This is a genomic window from Pseudomonas sp. NBRC 100443 (genome assembly GCF_030268185.1).
GTDB lineage: Bacteria > Pseudomonadota > Gammaproteobacteria > Pseudomonadales > Pseudomonadaceae > Pseudomonas > Pseudomonas citronellolis.
On record NZ_BSQE01000001.1, the window covers coordinates 66,997 to 84,742 of the forward strand.

17 protein-coding genes and 1 pseudogene are annotated in these 17,746 nt (G+C 69.4%); 9 read left to right on the forward strand and 9 right to left on the reverse strand.

Translation table 11 applies throughout. From position 1 onward, the window contains the following. Nucleotides 1-135: 135 nt before the first annotated feature. From QSJ95_RS00340 to QSJ95_RS00355, 4 genes are all read right to left on the reverse strand, one after another. On the reverse strand, nucleotides 136-762 hold the full coding sequence (locus QSJ95_RS00340; protein WP_069863216.1) for a formate dehydrogenase subunit gamma: 627 nt from the start codon (nucleotides 760-762) through the stop codon (nucleotides 136-138). Between the two features lie 81 nt (nucleotides 763-843). Then, entirely contained in the window at nucleotides 844-1,776 is a 933-nt protein-coding gene (fdxH, locus tag QSJ95_RS00345) for a formate dehydrogenase subunit beta (RefSeq protein ID WP_043318779.1), read from the reverse strand. Further along, a complete protein-coding gene (fdnG, locus tag QSJ95_RS00350) occupies nucleotides 1,773-4,868 on the reverse strand; it encodes a formate dehydrogenase-N subunit alpha (protein ID WP_150131470.1) in 3,096 nt (1,031 codons plus the stop codon). The genes fdxH and fdnG overlap by 4 nt, the downstream gene beginning before the upstream one ends. A 170-nt stretch (nucleotides 4,869-5,038) precedes the next feature. Beyond that, complete coding sequence (locus tag QSJ95_RS00355; protein WP_009613266.1) at nucleotides 5,039-5,233, reverse strand: hypothetical protein; 195 nt, start codon at nucleotides 5,231-5,233, stop codon at nucleotides 5,039-5,041. A 197-nt stretch (nucleotides 5,234-5,430) separates the two neighbouring features. Here QSJ95_RS00355 and QSJ95_RS00360 point away from each other — a divergent pair, with 197 nt between their 5' ends. The 3 genes from QSJ95_RS00360 to QSJ95_RS00370 all read left to right on the forward strand — a co-directional run bounded on the left by QSJ95_RS00360 (nucleotide 5,431) and on the right by QSJ95_RS00370 (nucleotide 8,372). Continuing rightward, on the forward strand, nucleotides 5,431-7,458 hold the full coding sequence (locus QSJ95_RS00360) for an NADPH-dependent 2,4-dienoyl-CoA reductase (RefSeq protein WP_285639038.1): 2,028 nt from the start codon (nucleotides 5,431-5,433) through the stop codon (nucleotides 7,456-7,458). Nucleotides 7,459-7,791: 333 nt separating this feature from the next. After that, nucleotides 7,792-8,070, forward strand: coding sequence for a type II toxin-antitoxin system RelE/ParE family toxin (locus QSJ95_RS00365; RefSeq protein ID WP_285639039.1), 279 nt, complete (start codon nucleotides 7,792-7,794; stop codon nucleotides 8,068-8,070). A 14-nt stretch (nucleotides 8,071-8,084) separates the two neighbouring features. After that, the gene (locus QSJ95_RS00370; protein ID WP_009613269.1) at nucleotides 8,085-8,372 is read left to right on the forward strand and encodes a HigA family addiction module antitoxin; all 288 of its coding nucleotides are present in this window, start codon (nucleotides 8,085-8,087) and stop codon (nucleotides 8,370-8,372) included. 246 nt (nucleotides 8,373-8,618) lie between these two features. Here QSJ95_RS00370 and QSJ95_RS00375 read toward each other — a convergent pair whose 3' ends face one another. Then, complete coding sequence (locus tag QSJ95_RS00375) at nucleotides 8,619-9,053, reverse strand: SRPBCC family protein (protein ID WP_058488270.1); 435 nt, start codon at nucleotides 9,051-9,053, stop codon at nucleotides 8,619-8,621. 89 nt (nucleotides 9,054-9,142) lie between these two features. On the opposite strand from QSJ95_RS00375, the gene QSJ95_RS00380 reads away from it, so the two are divergent. The 5 genes from QSJ95_RS00380 (at nucleotide 9,143) to QSJ95_RS00400 (ending at nucleotide 13,450) form a co-directional block, all read left to right on the forward strand. Continuing rightward, nucleotides 9,143-9,592, forward strand: coding sequence for a DMT family transporter (locus QSJ95_RS00380; RefSeq protein WP_009613271.1), 450 nt, complete (start codon nucleotides 9,143-9,145; stop codon nucleotides 9,590-9,592). 155 nt (nucleotides 9,593-9,747) lie between these two features. Next, nucleotides 9,748-10,992, forward strand: a complete 1,245-nt coding sequence (locus tag QSJ95_RS00385; protein WP_285639043.1) for a DUF1835 domain-containing protein — start codon at nucleotides 9,748-9,750, stop codon at nucleotides 10,990-10,992. Nucleotides 10,993-11,075: 83 nt separating this feature from the next. Continuing rightward, the gene (locus QSJ95_RS00390) at nucleotides 11,076-11,477 is read left to right on the forward strand and encodes a YkgJ family cysteine cluster protein (RefSeq protein WP_043318795.1); all 402 of its coding nucleotides are present in this window, start codon (nucleotides 11,076-11,078) and stop codon (nucleotides 11,475-11,477) included. 52 nt (nucleotides 11,478-11,529) lie between these two features. After that, the gene (locus tag QSJ95_RS00395) at nucleotides 11,530-12,879 is read left to right on the forward strand and encodes an MATE family efflux transporter (RefSeq protein ID WP_285639046.1); all 1,350 of its coding nucleotides are present in this window, start codon (nucleotides 11,530-11,532) and stop codon (nucleotides 12,877-12,879) included. A 112-nt stretch (nucleotides 12,880-12,991) separates the two neighbouring features. Beyond that, a complete protein-coding gene (locus QSJ95_RS00400) occupies nucleotides 12,992-13,450 on the forward strand; it encodes a DUF2214 family protein (RefSeq protein WP_285639048.1) in 459 nt (152 codons plus the stop codon). Here QSJ95_RS00400 and QSJ95_RS32845 read toward each other — a convergent pair. Both QSJ95_RS32845 and QSJ95_RS00415 read right to left on the reverse strand, forming a co-directional pair. Then, nucleotides 13,447-14,279, reverse strand: a pseudogene (locus QSJ95_RS32845) (arylamine N-acetyltransferase family protein). The gene QSJ95_RS00400 and the pseudogene QSJ95_RS32845 sit on opposite strands and share 4 nt — an antisense overlap. Next, complete coding sequence (locus tag QSJ95_RS00415) at nucleotides 14,276-15,019, reverse strand: NAD-dependent epimerase/dehydratase family protein (protein WP_285639052.1); 744 nt, start codon at nucleotides 15,017-15,019, stop codon at nucleotides 14,276-14,278. The pseudogene QSJ95_RS32845 and the gene QSJ95_RS00415 overlap by 4 nt, the downstream one beginning before the upstream one ends. Nucleotides 15,020-15,204: 185 nt before the next feature. On the opposite strand from QSJ95_RS00415, the gene QSJ95_RS00420 reads away from it, so the two are divergent. Continuing rightward, complete coding sequence (locus tag QSJ95_RS00420) at nucleotides 15,205-15,765, forward strand: NADPH-dependent FMN reductase (protein ID WP_009613278.1); 561 nt, start codon at nucleotides 15,205-15,207, stop codon at nucleotides 15,763-15,765. 617 nt (nucleotides 15,766-16,382) lie between these two features. Here QSJ95_RS00420 and QSJ95_RS00425 read toward each other — a convergent pair. Beyond that, nucleotides 16,383-16,685, reverse strand: a complete 303-nt coding sequence (locus tag QSJ95_RS00425) for a chaperone modulator CbpM (protein WP_285639058.1) — start codon at nucleotides 16,683-16,685, stop codon at nucleotides 16,383-16,385. Then, complete coding sequence (gene cbpA, locus QSJ95_RS00430) at nucleotides 16,682-17,632, reverse strand: curved DNA-binding protein (RefSeq protein ID WP_043268738.1); 951 nt, start codon at nucleotides 17,630-17,632, stop codon at nucleotides 16,682-16,684. The genes QSJ95_RS00425 and cbpA overlap by 4 nt, the downstream gene beginning before the upstream one ends. Between the last annotated feature and the right edge of the window lie 114 nt (nucleotides 17,633-17,746).

A 17,746-nucleotide genomic window follows, 5' to 3' on the forward strand; every position in this document is an offset into this window, starting at 1 on the left:
AGCCGCCTTTCCCTCTCCCTGGCCCTCTCCCTGAAGGGAGAGGGGATTGTTCGGTGCATGGGTTGGATTACTGTGCTCGTCCCATTGATGGGTATCGCTGCGCTCAACGCCATCCTACGGGGGGTGTGGGCCCGCTCAGTGGCCCTCGCCCTTGTCCACGCTTTTCAGCCAGGCGGCGTGGTGCTTGCGGGCCCAGGCGCGGCTGACCCAACCATAGAGCATCGCGCCCATGGAGCCCTTGACCCAGATGCCGGCGTAGATGTGCACGATGATGCTGCTGATCAGCACGAAGGCGGCGAAGGCGTGCAGCAACGCGGACAGGCGGATGACCTCGATGCCGAACCAGGCGCTGAAGTACTGGCGCCAGATCACCAGGCCGGTCGCCAGCAGCACCAGCATGCACAGCAGCAGGGTCCAGAACAGCAGCTTCTGCCCGGCGTTGTAGCGGCCCACCGCGGGGAGGTTCTCCTCGCGGTTGCCGACCACGTCGCGCCACTGCTTCAGCCATTGCACGTCGCTGCGGTCGAGCAGGTTGTGGTGGGCGAAGCGCAGCACCAGGCCGAGGAAGAACACGAACATCGCCAGCCCCAGGAAGGGGTGCAGGATGCGCGTCCAGGGCCCGCCGCCGAACAGGCTGCTGAGCCAGAACAGCGCCGGGTGGAACAGCGCCAGCCCCGACAGGCCGGCGAAGATGAAGAAGATCGCCACCAGCCAGTGGTTGCTGCGCTCGTTGGCGGTATAGCGTTGGATGTCTTTTTTCATGCTGGGCTCCTCTGAGGGCCGACGAGCGCCCTCTCCCCATCCCTCTCCCCGACGGGAGAGGGGGCTGTTCGGTGCATGGGCTCAACGCGGGTCGCGCGGGTCATAGCGGTGCACCGAAGGGTCGACCTTGTGTACCGGCGCCTCCGGGTCCGGCCCCGGCTGCTCGTCCTCTTCCGTGCGGTTGGGGCCGATGCGGGTGTAGTGGAAGAACCCGGCGAGCACCACCGCGCCCATGGCCAGCAGGCCCAGCGGCTTGGTGATGCCCTTCCACAGGCTGACCAGCGGGCTGATGGCCGGCTTGTCGGGCAGGCCGGCGTACAGCGAGGGCTGGTCGTTGTGGTGCAGCACGTACATCACGTGGGTGCCGCCGACGCCTTCGGGGTCGTACAGGCCGGCGTGCTCGAAGCCGCGCGACTTGAGGTCCTCGATGCGTTCGGCGGCGTGCTCTTTCATGGCGTCCTTGGTGCCGAAGACGATGGCGCCGGTGGGGCAGGTCTTCACGCAGGCCGGCTCCATGCCCACGCTCACGCGGTCGGAACACAGGGTGCACTTGTAGGCCTTGTGGTCCTTCTGCGAGATGCGCGGGATGTTGAACGGGCAGCCGGTGATGCAGTAGCCGCAGCCGATGCAGTGGTCCTGGTTGAAGTCGACGATGCCGTTGGCGTATTTCACGATCGCCCCCGGGCTCGGACAGGCCTTCAGGCAGCCCGGCTCGGCGCAGTGCATGCAGCCGTCCTTGCGGATCAGCCATTCGAGGTTGCCGTTGGGGTTCTCGTGCTCGGTGAAGCGCATCACCGTCCAGGAGTCGGCCGTCAGGTCCAGCGGGTTGTCGTACACCCCATGGTTGTGGCCCACCTCGTCGCGCAGCTCGTTCCACTCCGAGCAGGCCACCTGGCAAGCCTTGCAGCCGATGCACTTGGACACGTCGATGAGCTTGGCCACTTCCTGCTGGTTGCGCACCGAGGGCATCGGCGTGGTGGTGGCCGAACGGGCACTGATGTCTTGCGTGCTCATGCCTCACCTCCGCTGATTTTCTCGACGTTGACCAGGAACGACTTGAACTCCGGCGTCTGCGTGTTCCCGTCGCCGACGAAGGGCGTCAGGGTGTTGGTCAGGTAGCCGTTGCGCGCCACCCCGGCGAAGCCCCAGTGCAGCGGGATGCCGACGTGGTGCACGGTCTTGCCGTCGACCTGCAGCGGGCGGATGCGCTTGGTCACCACCGCCACCGCCTTGATGTAGCCGCGGTTGGAGGAGACCTTCACGCGGTCGCCGGCAGCGATCCCCAGTTCCTTGGCCAGTACCTCGCCGATTTCCACGAACTGCTCCGGCTGGGTGATAGCGTTCAGCCGGCAATGCTTGGTCCAGAAGTGGAAGTGCTCGGTGAGGCGGTAGGTGGTGGCCGCGTAGGGGAACTCGTCGGCCTTGCCGAAGACTTCCATGTCGTTCTTGAACACCCGCGCGGCCGGGTTGCTGGTGGCCTTGGGGTTGTCCCTGTGCAGCGGGTTGATGCCGATGGGCGTCTCGAACGGCTCGTAGTGCTCGGGGAAGGGCCCTTCGGCCATCTTGTCCACGGCGAAGAAGCGCGCCACCCCCTCGGGGTTCATGATGAACGGGTTCATGCCCGCTTCCGGCGGCACGTCGGGCTTGTAGTCGGGCACGTCGGTGCCGCCCCAGGCCTTGCCGTTCCACCACACCAGGCGTTTCTTCACCGGGTCCCACGGCTTGCCGGCAAGGTCGGCCGAGGCGCGGTTGTAGAGGATGCGCCGGTTGGCCGGCCAGGCCCAGGCCCAGCCGAGGGTCTGGCCCATGGCGTAGGGGTCGGCGTTGTCGCGGCGGGCCATCTGGTTGCCCTGCTGCGTCCAGGAACCGGCGAAGATCCAGCAGCCGCTGGCGGTGCTGCCGTCGTCGCGCAGCAAGGCGAAGCCGGGCAACTGCTCGCCGGCCTTGGCCAGGACCATGCCGTTCTTCGGGTCCACCAGGTCGGCCAGGGCCTTGCCGTTGTACTCCTTGGCCAGCTCCTCGGGGCTCGGGTCGTCCGGACGCTGGTAGGGCCAGTCGAGGCCGAGGATGGCGTCGGGGAACTTGCCGCCCTCCTTCGCGTACAGCGTGCGCAGGCGGTGGTACAGCCCGGCCATGATGGCGATGTCCGGCCGTGCCTGGCCCGGCGGCTCGCCGCCCTTCCAGTGCCACTGCAGCCAGCGCCCGGAGTTGACGATGGAGCCGTCCTCCTCGGCGAAACAGGTGGTGGGCAGGCGAATCACCGTGGTCTGGATCGACTTGGTGTCGACGTTGTTGAAGTCGCCGGCGTTACGCCAGAACTCCGAGGTCTCGGTGGCCAGCGGGTCCATGATCACCAGCCACTTGAGCTTGGCCAGCGCGGCGCCGACCTTGCCCTTGTTGGGGAACGAGGCAATGGGGTTGAAGCCCTGGCAGAAGTACCCGTTGACCTTGCCCTGGTACATCATGTCGAACACCCGCAGCACGTCGTAGCCGGCGCCGGGCATGTCGAGCTTGGGCAGCCAGTCGAAGCACCAGTTGTTCTCGGCCGTGGCGGCCTTGCCGAACCAGGACTTCATCAGGCTGACGTGGAACTTGCTGTAGTTCTGCCAGTAGGACAGTTGCCCCGGGCGCAGCGGCTTGGCGGTGCGCTTGGCGATGTAGGCGGCGTAGTCCTGCTCGGCGTCCATGGCCAGGGTCAGGTAGCCGGGCAACGAGTTGGACAGCAGCCCCAGGTCGGTCAGGCCCTGGATGTTGGAGTGCCCGCGCAGGGCGTTCATGCCGCCGCCGGGCATGCCGATGTTGCCCAGCAGCAGCTGCACCATGGCGCCGGTGCGGATCATCTGCGCGCCCACCGAGTGCTGCGTCCAGCCCAGGGCGTACATGATGGTCATGGCCTTGCCGGGAGCCGAGGTCTCGGCGATCTCGGCCCAGACCTTGAGCATCATGTCCTTGGGCGTGCCGCAGATGTTGCTGACCACGTCCGGCGTGTAGCGGCTGTAGTGCTGGCGCAGCAGGTTGAACACGCAGCGCGGGTGCTGCAGCGTGGGGTCGACCTTGGCGAAGCCGTCCTCGCCGCGCTCGTAGTTCCACGCGGACTTGTCCGGGTAGCTGCGCTTCTCGGCGTCGTAGCCGTTGAACAGGCCGTCCTCGAAGCCGAAGCCTTCCTGCACGATGAAGGCGGCGTCGGTGTAGTGCTCGACGTATTCCTTCTGGTACTTGCCGTTCTCGATCAGGTAGCTGATCAAGCCGCCGAGGAAGGCGATGTCCGTCCCCGTGCGGATGGGCGCGTAGTAGTCGGCCACCGAGGCCGAGCGGGTGAAGCGCGGGTCCACCACCAGCAGGCGCGCCTTGTTGTGCGCCTTGGCTTCGGTCACCCATTTGAAGCCGCAGGGGTGCGCCTCGGCCGCGTTGCCGCCCATGATGAGGATCAGGTCGGCATTCTTGATGTCGGTCCAGTGGTTGGTCATGGCTCCACGGCCAAACGTCGGGGCAAGACTTGCCACCGTCGGGCCGTGTCAGACACGCGCTTGGTTATCGAACCCCAGGATGCCGAGGGAACGCACCACCTTGTGGGTGATGTAGCCCGCTTCGTTGGAAGACGCCGAGGCGGCCAGGAAGCCGGTGGTCAGCCAGCGGTTCACCGTCTGGCCCTGCTCGTTCTTCTCGATGAAGTTGGCGTCGCGGTCGTCCTTCATCAACCGGGCGATGCGGTCCAGCGCCTCGTCCCATTCGATGCGCTTCCACTCGCTGGAGCCGGGCTCGCGGATCTGCGGGTACTTCAGGCGGTTGGGGCTGTGGACGAAGTCCAGCAGGCCCGCGCCTTTCGGGCAGAGGGTGCCGCGGTTGACCGGATGGTCGCCGTCGCCCTCGATGTGGATGATGTTCTGGGTGACGTTCTTGGCCGCGTCGCCCTGGCTGTACATGAGGATGCCGCAGCCTACCGAGCAATAGGTGCAGGTGTTGCGCGTCTCGGTGGTGCGTTCGAGCTTGAAGTGGCGGATCTGTTCGGCAAAGGCCTCCGGGGGCGTCATGCCGAGGGCCGCAAGGCTTGATCCTCCAAGGCCGACGGCGGCGACCTTGAAGAATTGCCGACGGTTCATATCCATCGTGCGTCTCCTGATCAGGCAAAGGGCGCCCAGTACCTGGCCAGGCGCCTCTGTTTAAAAGATAGCCAACCTGGCGCATTGCGCCAGGCAGCGCCAGCAGGCGCGGCCGAGCACTCTGCCTGAAAAGGCCGAGACGCTTCCCTGACCCAGGTCAGCCCACGCAGGCCAGCTCAGCGGAAATAAAGCAGTACCTGCAAATCGGTACGCGAGGGGTAGGAACAGATCAGCTGGCCGTCGTCGCCCAGGCAGGAGGGCTGCAGGTCCTGGTTGACGCTCTCGTGCAGGCCCAGCAGGAACAGGCCCAGCAGCGCGGCTAGCAGATAGTGGCGGTAGTGCCGCAGGTGCTTTCTTCTTGTGCCGTTCATGACAACCTCCCGAGGAAGCCGGTCAGGGAACCGGGGGCGGCGAAAGCTGCCGCCCCACCGTTCCAGTGTGTGCCCGCTGCGCCAGCTGTCAAGCACGGCGGCTTGGCCCAAATGCCCGGCGCAGCCGTCAGCCGGGCCGTTCACTGGCGCCGCGCAACTTCCTATGGTGCGCTCATCGCCCTGCCGACGAAGCCAGCATGCACGCCACCGACGCCAGCCCCTACCCTCACCTGCTCGCCCCGCTGCGGATCGGCCCGCTGCAGCTGCGCAACCGCGTGGTCATGGGCTCCATGCACACCGGCCTGGAGGACCGCCTGTGGGACTTCGGCAAGCTCGCCGCCTACTACCGCGAGCGCGCCCGCGGCGGCGTGGGGCTGATCATCACCGGCGGCTTCGCGCCCAACCGCGAGGGCTGGCTGCTGCCGCTGGGCAGCGACCTGACCGGCAGCCTGCAGGTGCCGGCGCACCGCCGCCTGACCCAGGCGGTGCACGCCGAGGGCGGGCGCATCCTGCTGCAGATCCTCCATGCCGGGCGCTACGGCTATCACCCGCTGGTGGTTTCGGCCTCGCCGCTCAAGTCGCCGATCAGCTGGTTCGCCCCGCGCGAGCTGTCCGAGCGCGGCATCGCCCGCACCATCGCCGCCTTCGGCCGCTGCGCGCGCCTGGCCCGCGCCGCCGGCTACGACGGGGTGGAAATCATGGGCAGCGAGGGCTACCTGCTGAACCAGTTCCTCTGCCCGCGCGGCAACCGCCGCCAGGACCGCTGGGGCGGCAGCCTGGAGAACCGCATGCGCCTGGCGCTGGAGATCGTCCGGCGCATCCGCCGCGCGGCGGGCGAGCGCTTCGTCATCGGCTTCCGCCTGTCGCTGCTCGACCTGGTGGAAGGCGGCAATACCTGGGACGAGGTACGCCAGGTGGCGCTGGCGCTGCAGGAGGCCGGCGTGGATGTGCTCAACAGCGGCTTCGGCTGGCACGAGTCGCGGGTGCCGACCATCGTCACCTCGGTGCCGCGCGCGGCCTTCGCCGAGGTGACCGCGCGCCTGCGCCGCGAACTGCGCATCCCGCTCATCGCCAGCAACCGCATCAACACCCCGGAGCTGGCCGAGGCGCTGCTCGCCAGCGGCCAGGCCGACCTGGTGTCCCTGGCCCGGCCGCTGCTGGCCGACCCGCAGTTCGTGCAGAAGGCCGCCGCCGGCCAGCCCGGGCGCATCAACACCTGCATCGCCTGCAACCAGGCCTGCCTCGACCACGCCTTCGCCAACCGCCGCGCCAGCTGCCTGGTCAACCCGCGCGCCGCCCACGAGACCGAGCTGCGCTACCGCAAGGCGCGCCAGCCCAAGCGCATCGCGGTGATTGGCGCTGGCCCCGCCGGACTCTCGGCGGCCTGCGTGGCGGCCGAGCGCGGCCACCGCGTCAGCCTGTTCGAGGCCGGCGGCGCGATCGGCGGGCAGTTCAACCTGGCCCGGCGCATCCCCGGCAAGGAAGAGTTCGGCGAAACCCTGCGCTACTTCGCCGTGCGCCTGGCCGAGCTGGGCGTGGACCTGCACTTGAACCGGCGCATCGCCCGAGACGAGCTGCAAGGGCAGTTCGACGAGGTGATAGTCGCCACCGGCATCCGCCCGCGCCGGCTGCAGCTGCCGGGCATCGAGCATCCCAAAGTGCTCGGCTACCTCGACGTGCTGAACGGCGCGCCGGTGGGCCGGAAGGTGGCGCTGATCGGAGCCGGCGGCATCGGCTTCGACGTCGCCAGCTTCCTGCTCGCCGAACGCGAAGGCCCGCAGCCGCTGGGCCAGTGGCTGGGCGAATGGGGCATCGACCTGGACAACAGCACGCCAGGCGGGCTGCGCAGGCCCACGCCGATCACGCCGAAACGCCAGCTCTGGCTGCTGCAGCGCAAGCCGGGCACGCCCGGCGCCAGCCTGGGCAAGACCAGCGGCTGGGTCCACCGCGCCCACCTGAGGCACCACCAGGTGCGGATGCTGGGCGGCGTGGAATACCTGCGCATCGACGACGCCGGCCTGCACATCCGCATGGACGGCCGCGAACAGTGCCTGGCGGTGGACAACGTGGTGATCTGCGCCGGCCAGGAGCCGCTGCTGGAACTGCCCCCCACCCAGGCCGCGGAGAACCTGCGCCACCACATCATCGGCGGCGCCCGCCTGGCGCGGGAGCTGGATGCCAAGCGGGCGATCAGGGAGGGGGCGGAGTTGGGGGCGCGATTGTGAGGGGTGTTCTGTTGGGGGGCTTGGTGCGGTTCCGAAGAGCGCCCTCTCCCTAACCCTCTCCCTGAAGGGAGAGGGGACCGTTCGGCGCGCTTGGCTGTTCTGGAGTCAGCCGGCAACACCGAAAGCTTCCGACGGAAACCTTGCCTTCCCTCGGCACGGACAAGCCCCCTCTCCCTTCAGGGAGAGGGCTGGGGAGAGGGAACGGTGGTGACCTCATGCACCGCCATGACCGGGAAACTCCGTTCGCGAGCAAGCTCGCTCCTACGAGAAGCGGCGCCATCCTACAAGCATCTCGGCTCAGGAAGCTGTAATCTGTTAGATTACAGTCCGGCGATGATCAGGAGCTTCCGCCACAAGGGCCTGCGTACCCTATACCTGCATGGGGATCATCGCGGCGTCAGGGCTGACCATGTGTCCAGGCTGCTGCGCATCCTTGCTGCCCTGGATGCCGCCAAGGACCCCAGGGAAATGGACCTGCCCGGTTATCGCCTGCACGGGCTGAAAGGCACGCTGCGGGGCTACTGGTCCGTCAGCGTCTCCGGCAACTGGCGGGTGATCTTCCGCTTCGAAGGCACCGACGCGGAACTGCTGGACTACCTCGACTACCACTGAGCGGAGGGCTCGCCATGGCCATGCACAACCCACCCCACCCGGGCGAAATCCTGCGCGAGGATGTTTTGCCGGCCCTGTGCCTGTCGGTCACTGCGCTGGCCACGCACCTGGGTTTCAGCCGGCCGCACCTGTCCAAGGTGCTGCATGGCCGCGCGCCCATCAGCGCCGACCTGGCCTGGCGCCTGGAACAGGCCGGCCTGTCCAGCGCCCGGCACTGGCTGGCGATGCAGGCCGCCTACGACCTCTGGCAGGTCAGCCAGCAACCCCATCCGCCGATCCCCCGGCTGCAGGCGGTGGCGTAAAGAGGGAAATCCCGTAGGAACAATTATCTGCCGGCTACACCAGGTGCATTTCGTAGGATGGGTTGAGCCTGCGAAACCCATGCGGTCACGGTGATGGGTATCGCTTCGCTCAACCCATCCTACAGGCTACGAAAAGCAGCGGCGCCTACAGGTGGCGTAGGGCGTATAACCGTTCGCGGTTATACGCCGCCTGACCTTGGCCCCAAACACGCTCCGCGTTCAACCTCGAAGCACCCGCCCCGAACTTCACGGCGAAAACCCCATCGTCCAAGGCAGCTCCTCCGACTCCAGCAACGCCTTGATCGTCCCCAGGTCCTTCTCCACCCACTGCGCGTCGCGCTCGAAGGCGGCGTCGTCCATCGCCGGCTGGCGCAGCAGGGTCAGCTGCAGCTCGCAGCCGTCGCCGTTGGCGATCAGGCGCAGGGGGATGTGGATGGGCGGGGCGTCTTCGGGCAGCACGTCGTGGTCCAGCACGCCGAACGGGTTGCGTGGCGAGAAGCGCACCCGCAGCGGCCCCTGGGGCGTCTGCGCCAGCCAGTGGTCGGCGTCCAGCGGTTCGATGGCGCTGCACAGGCCCGAGGCCCAGCGCGGGAAGTTGCGCGGTTCGGCGAGGAAGTCGTAGGCCACCTGCCAGGGGCGCTCGATGCGCACGGCCAGGGTGCGGGAAGCGGAGGTGCCCATGGTTTCTCTCCTGGGAAGCGGGAGCGCTGCTCCGGTCTGGTGCATACTAGCCGGCTGTCCTTTTCGCTTCGACTGCCAAGGAGTCCCCCATGCCCACGCCACCCTGGTGGATGTTCGTCCTGCCGCTGATCGCCGGTACCTGCCTGCCGCTGCAGGCGGGCATCAACGGCCAGTTGGCCAAGCAGGTGTCCAGCGTGCTGGCCGCCGCGCTGATCTCCTTCTTCGTCGGCACCCTCGGCCTGCTGGTGCTGACCCTCGCCAACCGCGAGTTCCCCGGCGTGCCGGCACTGCGCTCGCTGCACTGGTGGCACTGGTGCGGCGGCTTCCTCGGCATGTTCTTCATCTTCATCGCCGCCTTCGCCGCGCCGCGGGTCGGCGCCCTGCTGTTCATGGTGCTGGTGCTGGCCGGCCAGTTGGGCATGGCCATGGCCCTCGACCACTTCGGCTGGGCCGGCTTCAGGGAGAACCCCATCAGCGCCCTGAAGCTCGCCGGCATCGCCGCAATCGGCGTGGGCATCTGGCTGATCCGCAAGGGCTGAGCGCCGGCATTGCCCGGCGCGGGCGCCGCCGCTATAGTCGGGCGGCGGCGTCCACCACGCCACCGGTCCGCGGAAAGGGTTCGCCCAGGTGATGCATCCGCCGACTTCCCATACGACTCCGGCCCGACAGCGGACCCGGCCCGAAAGGAGTTCGTATGTCCCCGACTTCCGGCCAAGACGGCCGTATCGACCTCGACCGCCAACGCCAGCACGCCAAGGCCCTGCTGCGCGACCTGCGCGCCGGCCAGGCGCAAGCCCTGCAACGCCTCCACGCCCAGGCCCCGCACGGCCTCGGCCATCCGCCGCGGCTGGCCGACTGCCAGTGGCTGCTGGCGCGGGAACTGGGTTTCGCCAGTTGGCCGAAGCTCAAGGCCCACGTCGAGGCCATCGCCTTCGCCGCGCGCCACCCGGACTTCGCCAGCGGCGACGAGGCCGCCTGCCTGCACCTGCGCTGCGGCAACGATATCGCCCACAGCCTGGAACTCGCCGGCTTCCGCGGCGAGTTCCGCATGTTCGCCGACCCGCTGAGCATGGGCCCCGTGCCGGCGCTGCCGGAAGAAAGCTTCCGCCAGCTGCGCGCGGCCTTCGTCAGCCAGGCCTTCGACATCCCCGCGGCCGACGCCCTGCGCCGCACCCGGGACGAATACGCCCTGCTCGACCGCCTGCCCGAGCGCCAGCGGGTGGTGCTCTGGTGCGAGGCCGATGCCTACGACCAGTTGTTCCTGATCCGCGTGCTCGCCGGCCTGCCGCGCTTGCCCGAGCGCCTGGAGCTGATCGAGACCGACCGGGTGCCCGGCGTGCAGCGCTTCATCGGCATCGGCCAACTGGCCCCCGACCTGCTGGCCTGGCTCTGGCCGCAGCGCCGGCCGCTGGGCGAAGAGGCCCTGCTGCTGGCCCGCGAAGCCTGGGACGCCTACCGCCAGCCCTCGCCACAGGCCTGGGCTGTACTGGCCGGTAAACCGACACCGGCGCTGCCGCTGCTGGGCAACGCCCTGCGCCGCCAGTTACAGGAACTGCCCGGCGCGCGCGACGGCCTGTCGCTGACCGAGCGCCTGAGCCTGGGCATAGTCGCCGAGCGCGGCGAGCTGCCCCTGGGCCGGGTGTTCGCCGAGCTGATGACGCACCGCGAGCCGCTGCCTTATCTGGGCGACCTGATGTTCCACGTGCTGATGCGCCCGCTGATCGACAGCCCCACCCCGCTGCTGGTCGAAGCCGAGCAGCACCTGCCCTGGACGCAGCGCCCGGTGCGCCTCACCGCGCTGGGCCGCCAGGTGCTGGCCGGCGAGCGCCACGGCCTGGACCAACTGGCCGCCGAGCGCTGGGTCGGCGGCGTGCGCCTGCGCCCGGGGCAACCGCACTGGACGCTGGACGACGGCCTGCAACCGCGTTGGCGCGGCTGAGCCGGCTTTTCGTCGAAAGGGCGCGCAATCCGCCAGCCAGGCCACTATGATTGCGCGCCCCCGCAACGCACCGTGCCGCCGCCATGAGAAAACCGCCGCTGATCGCCAACGCCGAACTCGACCGCCTGGAAACCTGGGCCAAGTACAGCTCGGGCTTGTGCCGCGACTGCCACGCCACCTGCTGCACCATGCCGGTGGAAGTGCGCATCGGCGACCTCATCCGCCTGGGCGTGGTGGACGAATTCGAACGCGAGGAGCCGGCCAAGAACATCGCCAAGCGCCTGAGCAAGGAAGGCCTGGTCGAGCGCTTCAACCAGAAGAGCGGCATCTTCACCCTCACCCGCAGCAGCAACGGCGACTGCCTGTACCTGGACCGCAAGACGCGCCTGTGCACCGTCTACGCCAAGCGCCCGGACACCTGCCGCAACCACCCGCAGGTGGGCCCGCGCCCGGGCTACTGCGCCTACCGCAAGAAGCCGGCGTAAGGCCGCGGGCGCTCCGGTCCCGCTATACTGCGGCGCTGCTGCGGAGCCTTGCATGAACCCACTGAGCGACGCCTGGCGCGATCGCCCGACCCACCGACGGGTCTGGGCGCTGGCCGCGCCGATGATCCTGTCCAACGTATCCGTGCCGCTGGTGACTCTGGTCGACAGCGCGGTCATCGGCCACCTGCCCCACGCCCACCAGTTGGGCGCCGTGGCCGTAGGCGGCAGCCTGTACACCCTGCTGGTGGGCGTGCTCGGCTTCCTGCGCATGGGCACCACCGGCTTCGCCGCCCAGGCCGCCGGGCGCGGCGATGGCGGCGCGCTGCGGCGCATCCTCGGCCAGGGCCTGCTGCTGGCGATGGGCCTGGCCTTGCTGCTGGGCCTGCTGGCGCTGCCGCTGACGCCCGTGGCCATGGGCCTGATGAACGCCTCGCCGGAACTCGACGGCCTGGCCCGGCAGTTCTTCCACATCCGCCTGTTCGGCCTGCCCGCGGCCCTGGCCAGCTACGCGCTGATCGGCTGGCTGCTGGGCACGCAGAACGCCCGCGGGCCGCTGGCCATCCTGCTGACCACCAACCTGGTGAACATCGCCCTGGAGCTGCTCTTCGTGCTCGGCCTGGGCTGGGGCGTGGCCGGCGCCGCGCAGGCCTCGGTGATCGCCGAGTGGAGCGGCGCGGCCCTCGGCCTGTGGCTGGCCCGCGGCGCGCTGGGGCGCTTCCCCGGCGTGCCGGACTGGCGCCGCCTGCGCCGCTGGGCGAGCTGGGCGCCGCTGCTGATGGTCAACCGCGACATCTTCATCCGCAGCCTGGCGCTGCAGGGCGTGTTCTTCCTGGTGACCGTGCAGGGCGCGCGCCTGGGCGACGCCACGGTGGCGGCCAACGCCCTGCTGCTCAACGGCCTGATGATCACCTCCTACGCCCTCGACGGCCTGGCCCACGCGGTGGAGGCCCTGTGCGGCCACGCCATCGGCAGCGGCGACCGGCGCACGCTGCGCCGCTCGCTGCTGGTGGCCTGCGGCTGGTCGCTGCTGGCCAGCCTGGCCTTCGTGCTGTTCTTCGGCAGCGCCGGACACCTGTTCATCGCCCTGCAGAGCGACATCCCCGAGGTGCGTGCGGTGGCCGACCAGTACCTGCCATACCTCGCCGTGCTGCCGCTGATCGGCATGTGGAGCTACCTGCTGGACGGGCTGTTCATCGGCGCCACCCGCGCCCGCGAGATGCGCAACGCCATGCTCCTGGCCTGCGCCGTGAGCCTGCCGCTGGGCTGGCTGCTGCAACCGCTGGGCAACCACGGGCTGTGGCTGGCGTTCCTCAGCTTCATGCTGCTGCGCGGGCTGATCCTCGCCGCCTACGCCTGGCGCCTGACGCGCCGCGACGCCTGGGTCGGCCTGCCCTCGGCCTGACTGGCAGGCGCCGCCGCCGCGCTCTAAAGTGCCAGGCGGCGCCCACGATAGCGCCGAACACAACGAAGCCGTGGCGCGGACCACGGCCCACGCCTGACAAGGACCCGACGACATGGCTTCAGCCCTGGTTGCCTACCTGCACTTCATCTCCATCTTCGTGATGTTCGCCCTGCTGGTGCTGGAGCACCGCCTGTTCCAGCTGCCGCTGGACGCCAGGCGCGCCCGCAGCCTGGTGATCATCGACCTGGCCTACGGCGCCAGCGCCGGCGTCGTGCTGCTCAGCGGCATCGCCCGCACCCTGTGGTTCGCCAAGGGCCTGGACTACTACCTGCACAACGCCGCCTTCCACGCCCTGGTCGTCCTGTTCGTGCTGGTGGCGCTGCTGTCCATCTACCCGACGCTGACCTTCCTCAACTGGCGCAACGCGCTCAAGGCCGGGCAGGCCCCGCAGGTCGGCGAGGCCCAGGGCCGGCGGGTGACGCTGGTGATCCGCATCGAGCTGCTGGCGATGCTGATCCTGCCGCTGCTGGCCAGCCTGATGGCCCACGGCATCGGCATGACCGGCAGCTAGAGCAGCCGCGCCAGGGGCTCGCGCAGGGCCTCGGCGGTGGCCGGCGGCAGGAGCAGGTGGAAGCGCCCGCGCAGCACCTCGATCAGTTCGTCCACGTCGAGAATCCGCCGCTGCTCGGCGTTGCCCTTGGCATCGCGCCAGCCGAACTGGCCGTCGAGCAGGGTCAGGCGCGTGTCGCCCTCGCTGAGCGCTACCCGCAGGCTCTTGCGGAACACGCTGTCCGGGTGCGTCGAGGTGTACCAGTTGCGCGGCAGGTAATCGACCCAGTGCTGCGCTTGCAGGGTGAAGCGGTACAGCGCCTGCCAGCCGCTGGCGGTGTGCAGCGCCAGTTCCAGTTCGTCGCCGTCGTGGGGCGCGATGCGCCAGCCGCCGGGCAGTTCCTCGCCGATCACCAGCGGCAAGGCCGTGGCGGGTTGGCGCCGCCGAAGCCGACGTCCGCCAGGTAGGGCCCCTCGTCCAGCTCGATGCGCAGCAGCAGGTGGCTCTGCTGGGTGCGCTCGACCTCCGCCGGCATGCCCCAGCGCACCCGTGCCACCAGCAGGCTGATGCGGTAGCCGAGGCTGGCCAGCAGCCGGGCGAACAGGCTGTTCAGCTCGAAGCAGTAGCCGCCGCGGCCACCCTCGACGACCTTGGCGAAGACCGCCTCCGGCTCGATGGCGACGGGCCGCGCCAGCAGCACGTCGAGGTTCTCGAAAGGCAGGTGGTGCAGCGCCGCGTCGACCAGGCGTTCCAGCGTCTGCAGGGTCGCGGCCGGCGGCTGCGGCGGCAGGCCGAGGCGCGCCAGGCAGGCCTGCAGCTGCTGCGGGGTGAAGGGGGTGAGTGGCGTCATGGGGTTTCTCCTCGGGCCAGGCGGAAGCCCGGCTGCCAGCCGAGCCGGTGGCGCGCCAGCGCGGTGCTGACCTCGATGTCCTGCTCGGCCAGGTTGTAGCACCCGGGCGCGCCCCACTCCAGCGCCAGCAGCGCGGCGCGGGCGGCGTCGTCGACGTGCAGGGCCAGGCGCGGGTCGGGTTCGTCGCAGCCGGTGCCCGGGCCGTACAGGCGCCCGTAGCGCAGCACCAGGCCTTCCAGCGGCGCGGCGCCGAGCACGGCGTTCTCCAGCGCGGCGACGCCGCCGACGCTGATGGCGCGCGGGCCTTCGGCCGCAAGGTCGAGCGGCTGCCGCTCCTGGTGCGGCAAGGGCCCCGGCGCATAGGCCCAGGCGATGCTCTGCGCCACCAGCCGCTGCGCCCCGGCGGCGCGGGCGGCGGCCACGAGGTTGGCGGTGCCCTCGCGGCGCACCCGGGCATTGCGCGGCGCGGCCTCGGCCATGCGCGCCGGGTCCAGGCCGGGCGGCAGGTCGGTGAGCTGGTGCAGCACCCACTGCGGGCGGAATTCCAGCATGGCGCGCGTCAGCGCCGCGCCATCGAAGACGTCCAGCACCTGCGCCTCGGCGCCGGCCGCGCGCAGGGCCTCGGCCCGCGCCGGCTCACGGCTGCACGCCAGCACCCGGTAGCCGCGCGCCAGCAGCATGGGCAGCAGGCGCTTGCCCACGGCGCCGGTGGCGCCGGCGAAGAAGATTCTCGTGCACATGTTCGACCTCGTCTGGAGAGTGGATGGGGCCACTCTAGGGGCGCCATGGCATAGTCGACAGAGCCAAGAATCGATTGAAAGCCTGGGACATGGCCTCGCGACCGATCCGCGCAGCGCCCCCGCGAATGCCACATTTCTCGTCTATAACGAAGGTTCCCGACTTCCCTCGCCACAAGGAAACGCCCATGAGCAAAGTCTTCGACGTCGCCGTGCTGGTCGGCAGCCTGCGCAAGGAATCCCTCAACCGCAAGGTGGCCCTGGCCCTGGCCGAGCGGGCCCCGGCGAACCTGAAGCTGGAGATCGTCGAGATCGGCCAGCTGCCGCTGTACAACGAGGACCTGGACGGCGACAACGCCCCGGCCGCCTACGCGCCCTTCCGCGAGCGCATCCGCCGCGCCGACGCGGTGCTGTTCGTCACCCCGGAATACAACCGCTCGGTGCCGGCTGCGCTGAAGAACGCCATCGACGTGGGCTCGCGCCCCTACGGCAAGAGCGCCTGGGGCGGCAAGCCGGGCGGCGTGGTCAGCGTCTCGCCGGGGGCCATCGGCGGCTTCGGCGCCAACCATGCGCTGCGCCAGTCCCTGGTGTTCCTCGACGTGCCCTGCATGCAGCAGCCGGAAACCTACCTGGGCGGCGCCGGCAACTTCTTCGACGCCGCCGGCAAGGCCAACGACCAGGTCGGGCCCTTCCTGCAGACCATCATCGACAGCTACGCCCGCTGGGTGGAGAAGATCGCCGGAGCCTGAGCCCCGCGCCGCTCCTACGAAGAGCATCATCCTTCTCGTAACGCGTCATCGTTCCCGGGCAACGGTGCGCCTTCCTGCCCACGAAATCGCGCGCAGGGCGCGCTCCTACATTGGAATGGCGCGGGTGGGGCAGCGTAGGAGCGGATCTCATCCGCGATCCGCGCCGGGATATCCGGCTATCGCGGACAAGGTCCGCTCCTACGGGGAGAAACACCGTGCTTCCCGGCAATCTGTAGGAGCGGGCCCTGCCCGCGATTTCGCGCGCAGGGCGCGCTCCTACAGGGGAATGGCGCGGGTGGGGCAGCGTAGGAGCGGATCTCATCCGCGATCCGCGCCGGGATATCCGGCTATCGCGGACAAGGTCCGCTCCTACGGGGAGAAACACCGTGCTTCCCGGCAACCTGTAGGAGCGGGCCCTGCCCGCGATTTCGCGCGCAGGGCGCGCTCCTACATTGGAATGGTGTGGGTGGGGTGGCGTAGGAGCGGATCTCATCCGCGATCCGCGCCGGGATATCCGGCTATCGCGGACAAGGTCCGCTCCTACGGGGAGGAATGCCGTGCTTTCCGGCAACCTGTAGGAGCGGGGAATGTGGAGCGGGGCGGACTCTCCCGCCCCTTCAATCTTCCTCGTAACGCGCCAGCCGCTGGCGCAGGCGGACGTTCTCGCTGCGCAGCTGCTCCACCTCGTCGAGCAGGCGCAGGGCCAGGGCGATGCCCGGCCAGTCCACCTCGAACTCGCGCTGCAGGCGCACCGCGCGGCGCACCAGGGTCAGCGACTCGACGCTGAACAGCCAGGTGTCGCCCCGCCGCTCCAGGGGCTCGACGATGCCGACCTCGACTATCTCCAGCAGCGTCTCGCGCGGCAGCCGCGCGCCCTCGCAGAGCTCTTCCAGCTCCAGGCTCAGCAGTATCTCGCTCATGGCCGTTTACCCCACTGGCTGCGTGGATCGAAGGCCGCGCGGGCGGCCAGTTCTTCCCAGTGCTTGCGCGTCTCGCCCTCGGGCGCGCCCTTGGGCATCACCACCTTGAGCACCGCGTAGAGGTCGCCGGCAGGGTCCTCGCCCTTGCCGGCCAGGCCCTTGCCGCGGATGCGCAGGCGCTGGCCGCTCTGGCTGCCCGGCGGCACGCTGAGGGCGATGCGGCCGTTCAGGGTGGGTACCTCGATCTTCGCTCCCAGCGCCGCTTCCCAGGGCGCCAGCGGCACGCTGAGGACAAGGTTGCGGCCGTCGACGTCGAACAGCGGGTGCGGCGCCAGGCGGATGATCAGGTAGAGGTCGCCGGCCGGCGCGCCGCCGATGCCGGGCGCGCCCTGGCCCTTCAGGCGGATGCGCTCGCCGTCCACTACGCCCGGAGGAATGCGCACCTTCAGCGTCTTCTCCACGTCGGGCAGGCGTCGGCCCTGCTCGTCGTAGCTGGGCAGGCCGAAGCGGATCGGCTGCGGCTCGCCGGACTGGCTCTCCTCCAGGAACAACGGCACCTCCAGCTCGATGTCGCGGCCGCGCCTTTCCCGCCGGCGGTGCCCCTGCGGGCCGGCGTGGGCGCCGAAGATCGACTCGAAGAAGTCGGAGAAGTCCTGCTCCTGGAAATGCTCGGCGCCCTCGAAGCCGCCGGACGGCTGCCATCCCGGCGGCGCCTCGAAGCGGCCGCTCTGCTGGTACTGGCGCAACTGGTCGTACTCGGCGCGCTTCTCGGGGCTCTTGAGTACCTCGTAGGCCTCGGAGACTTCCTTGAAGTGCGCTTCGGCGTCCGCCTCCTTGCTGACGTCGGGGTGGTATTTGCGCGCCAGTTTGCGGTAGGCGGTCTTGATCGCCTTTTCGTCGGCGTCCGGCGCCACGCCCAGCGCCGCGTAGTAATCCTTGAAGTCCATCGCCTTGCTGCTCCCGGGTCTGGAACTGCAAGCCTAGTCGCTGGCGCGGCACTCGTCCGCTCGCGACGGCTGATCCGCGTCATGGCATAGTCATTTTTCCACAACCTCCGCAGC

Excerpts from the sequence above, each read along its gene's own strand:
- QSJ95_RS00400 (WP_285639048.1), top strand. The coding sequence starts at position 12,992 with ATGGCTTCAGCCCTGGTTGCCTACCTGCACTTCATCTCCATCTTCGTG.
- QSJ95_RS00380 (WP_009613271.1), top strand. The coding sequence starts at position 9,143 with ATGCCCACGCCACCCTGGTGGATGTTCGTCCTGCCGCTGATCGCCGGT.
- QSJ95_RS00390 (WP_043318795.1), top strand. The coding sequence starts at position 11,076 with ATGAGAAAACCGCCGCTGATCGCCAACGCCGAACTCGACCGCCTGGAA.
- QSJ95_RS00395 (WP_285639046.1), top strand. The coding sequence starts at position 11,530 with ATGAACCCACTGAGCGACGCCTGGCGCGATCGCCCGACCCACCGACGG.
- QSJ95_RS00340 (WP_069863216.1), bottom strand. The coding sequence starts at position 762 with ATGAAAAAAGACATCCAACGCTATACCGCCAACGAGCGCAGCAACCAC.
- cbpA (WP_043268738.1), bottom strand. The coding sequence starts at position 17,632 with ATGGACTTCAAGGATTACTACGCGGCGCTGGGCGTGGCGCCGGACGCC.
- QSJ95_RS00385 (WP_285639043.1), top strand. The coding sequence starts at position 9,748 with ATGTCCCCGACTTCCGGCCAAGACGGCCGTATCGACCTCGACCGCCAA.
- QSJ95_RS00360 (WP_285639038.1), top strand. The coding sequence starts at position 5,431 with ATGCACGCCACCGACGCCAGCCCCTACCCTCACCTGCTCGCCCCGCTG.
- QSJ95_RS00375 (WP_058488270.1), bottom strand. The coding sequence starts at position 9,053 with ATGGGCACCTCCGCTTCCCGCACCCTGGCCGTGCGCATCGAGCGCCCC.
- QSJ95_RS00355 (WP_009613266.1), bottom strand. The coding sequence starts at position 5,233 with ATGAACGGCACAAGAAGAAAGCACCTGCGGCACTACCGCCACTATCTG.
- QSJ95_RS00420 (WP_009613278.1), top strand. The coding sequence starts at position 15,205 with ATGAGCAAAGTCTTCGACGTCGCCGTGCTGGTCGGCAGCCTGCGCAAG.
- QSJ95_RS00425 (WP_285639058.1), bottom strand. The coding sequence starts at position 16,685 with ATGAGCGAGATACTGCTGAGCCTGGAGCTGGAAGAGCTCTGCGAGGGC.
- QSJ95_RS00365 (WP_285639039.1), top strand. The coding sequence starts at position 7,792 with ATGATCAGGAGCTTCCGCCACAAGGGCCTGCGTACCCTATACCTGCAT.
- QSJ95_RS00415 (WP_285639052.1), bottom strand. The coding sequence starts at position 15,019 with ATGTGCACGAGAATCTTCTTCGCCGGCGCCACCGGCGCCGTGGGCAAG.
- QSJ95_RS00370 (WP_009613269.1), top strand. The coding sequence starts at position 8,085 with ATGGCCATGCACAACCCACCCCACCCGGGCGAAATCCTGCGCGAGGAT.
- fdxH (WP_043318779.1), bottom strand. The coding sequence starts at position 1,776 with ATGAGCACGCAAGACATCAGTGCCCGTTCGGCCACCACCACGCCGATG.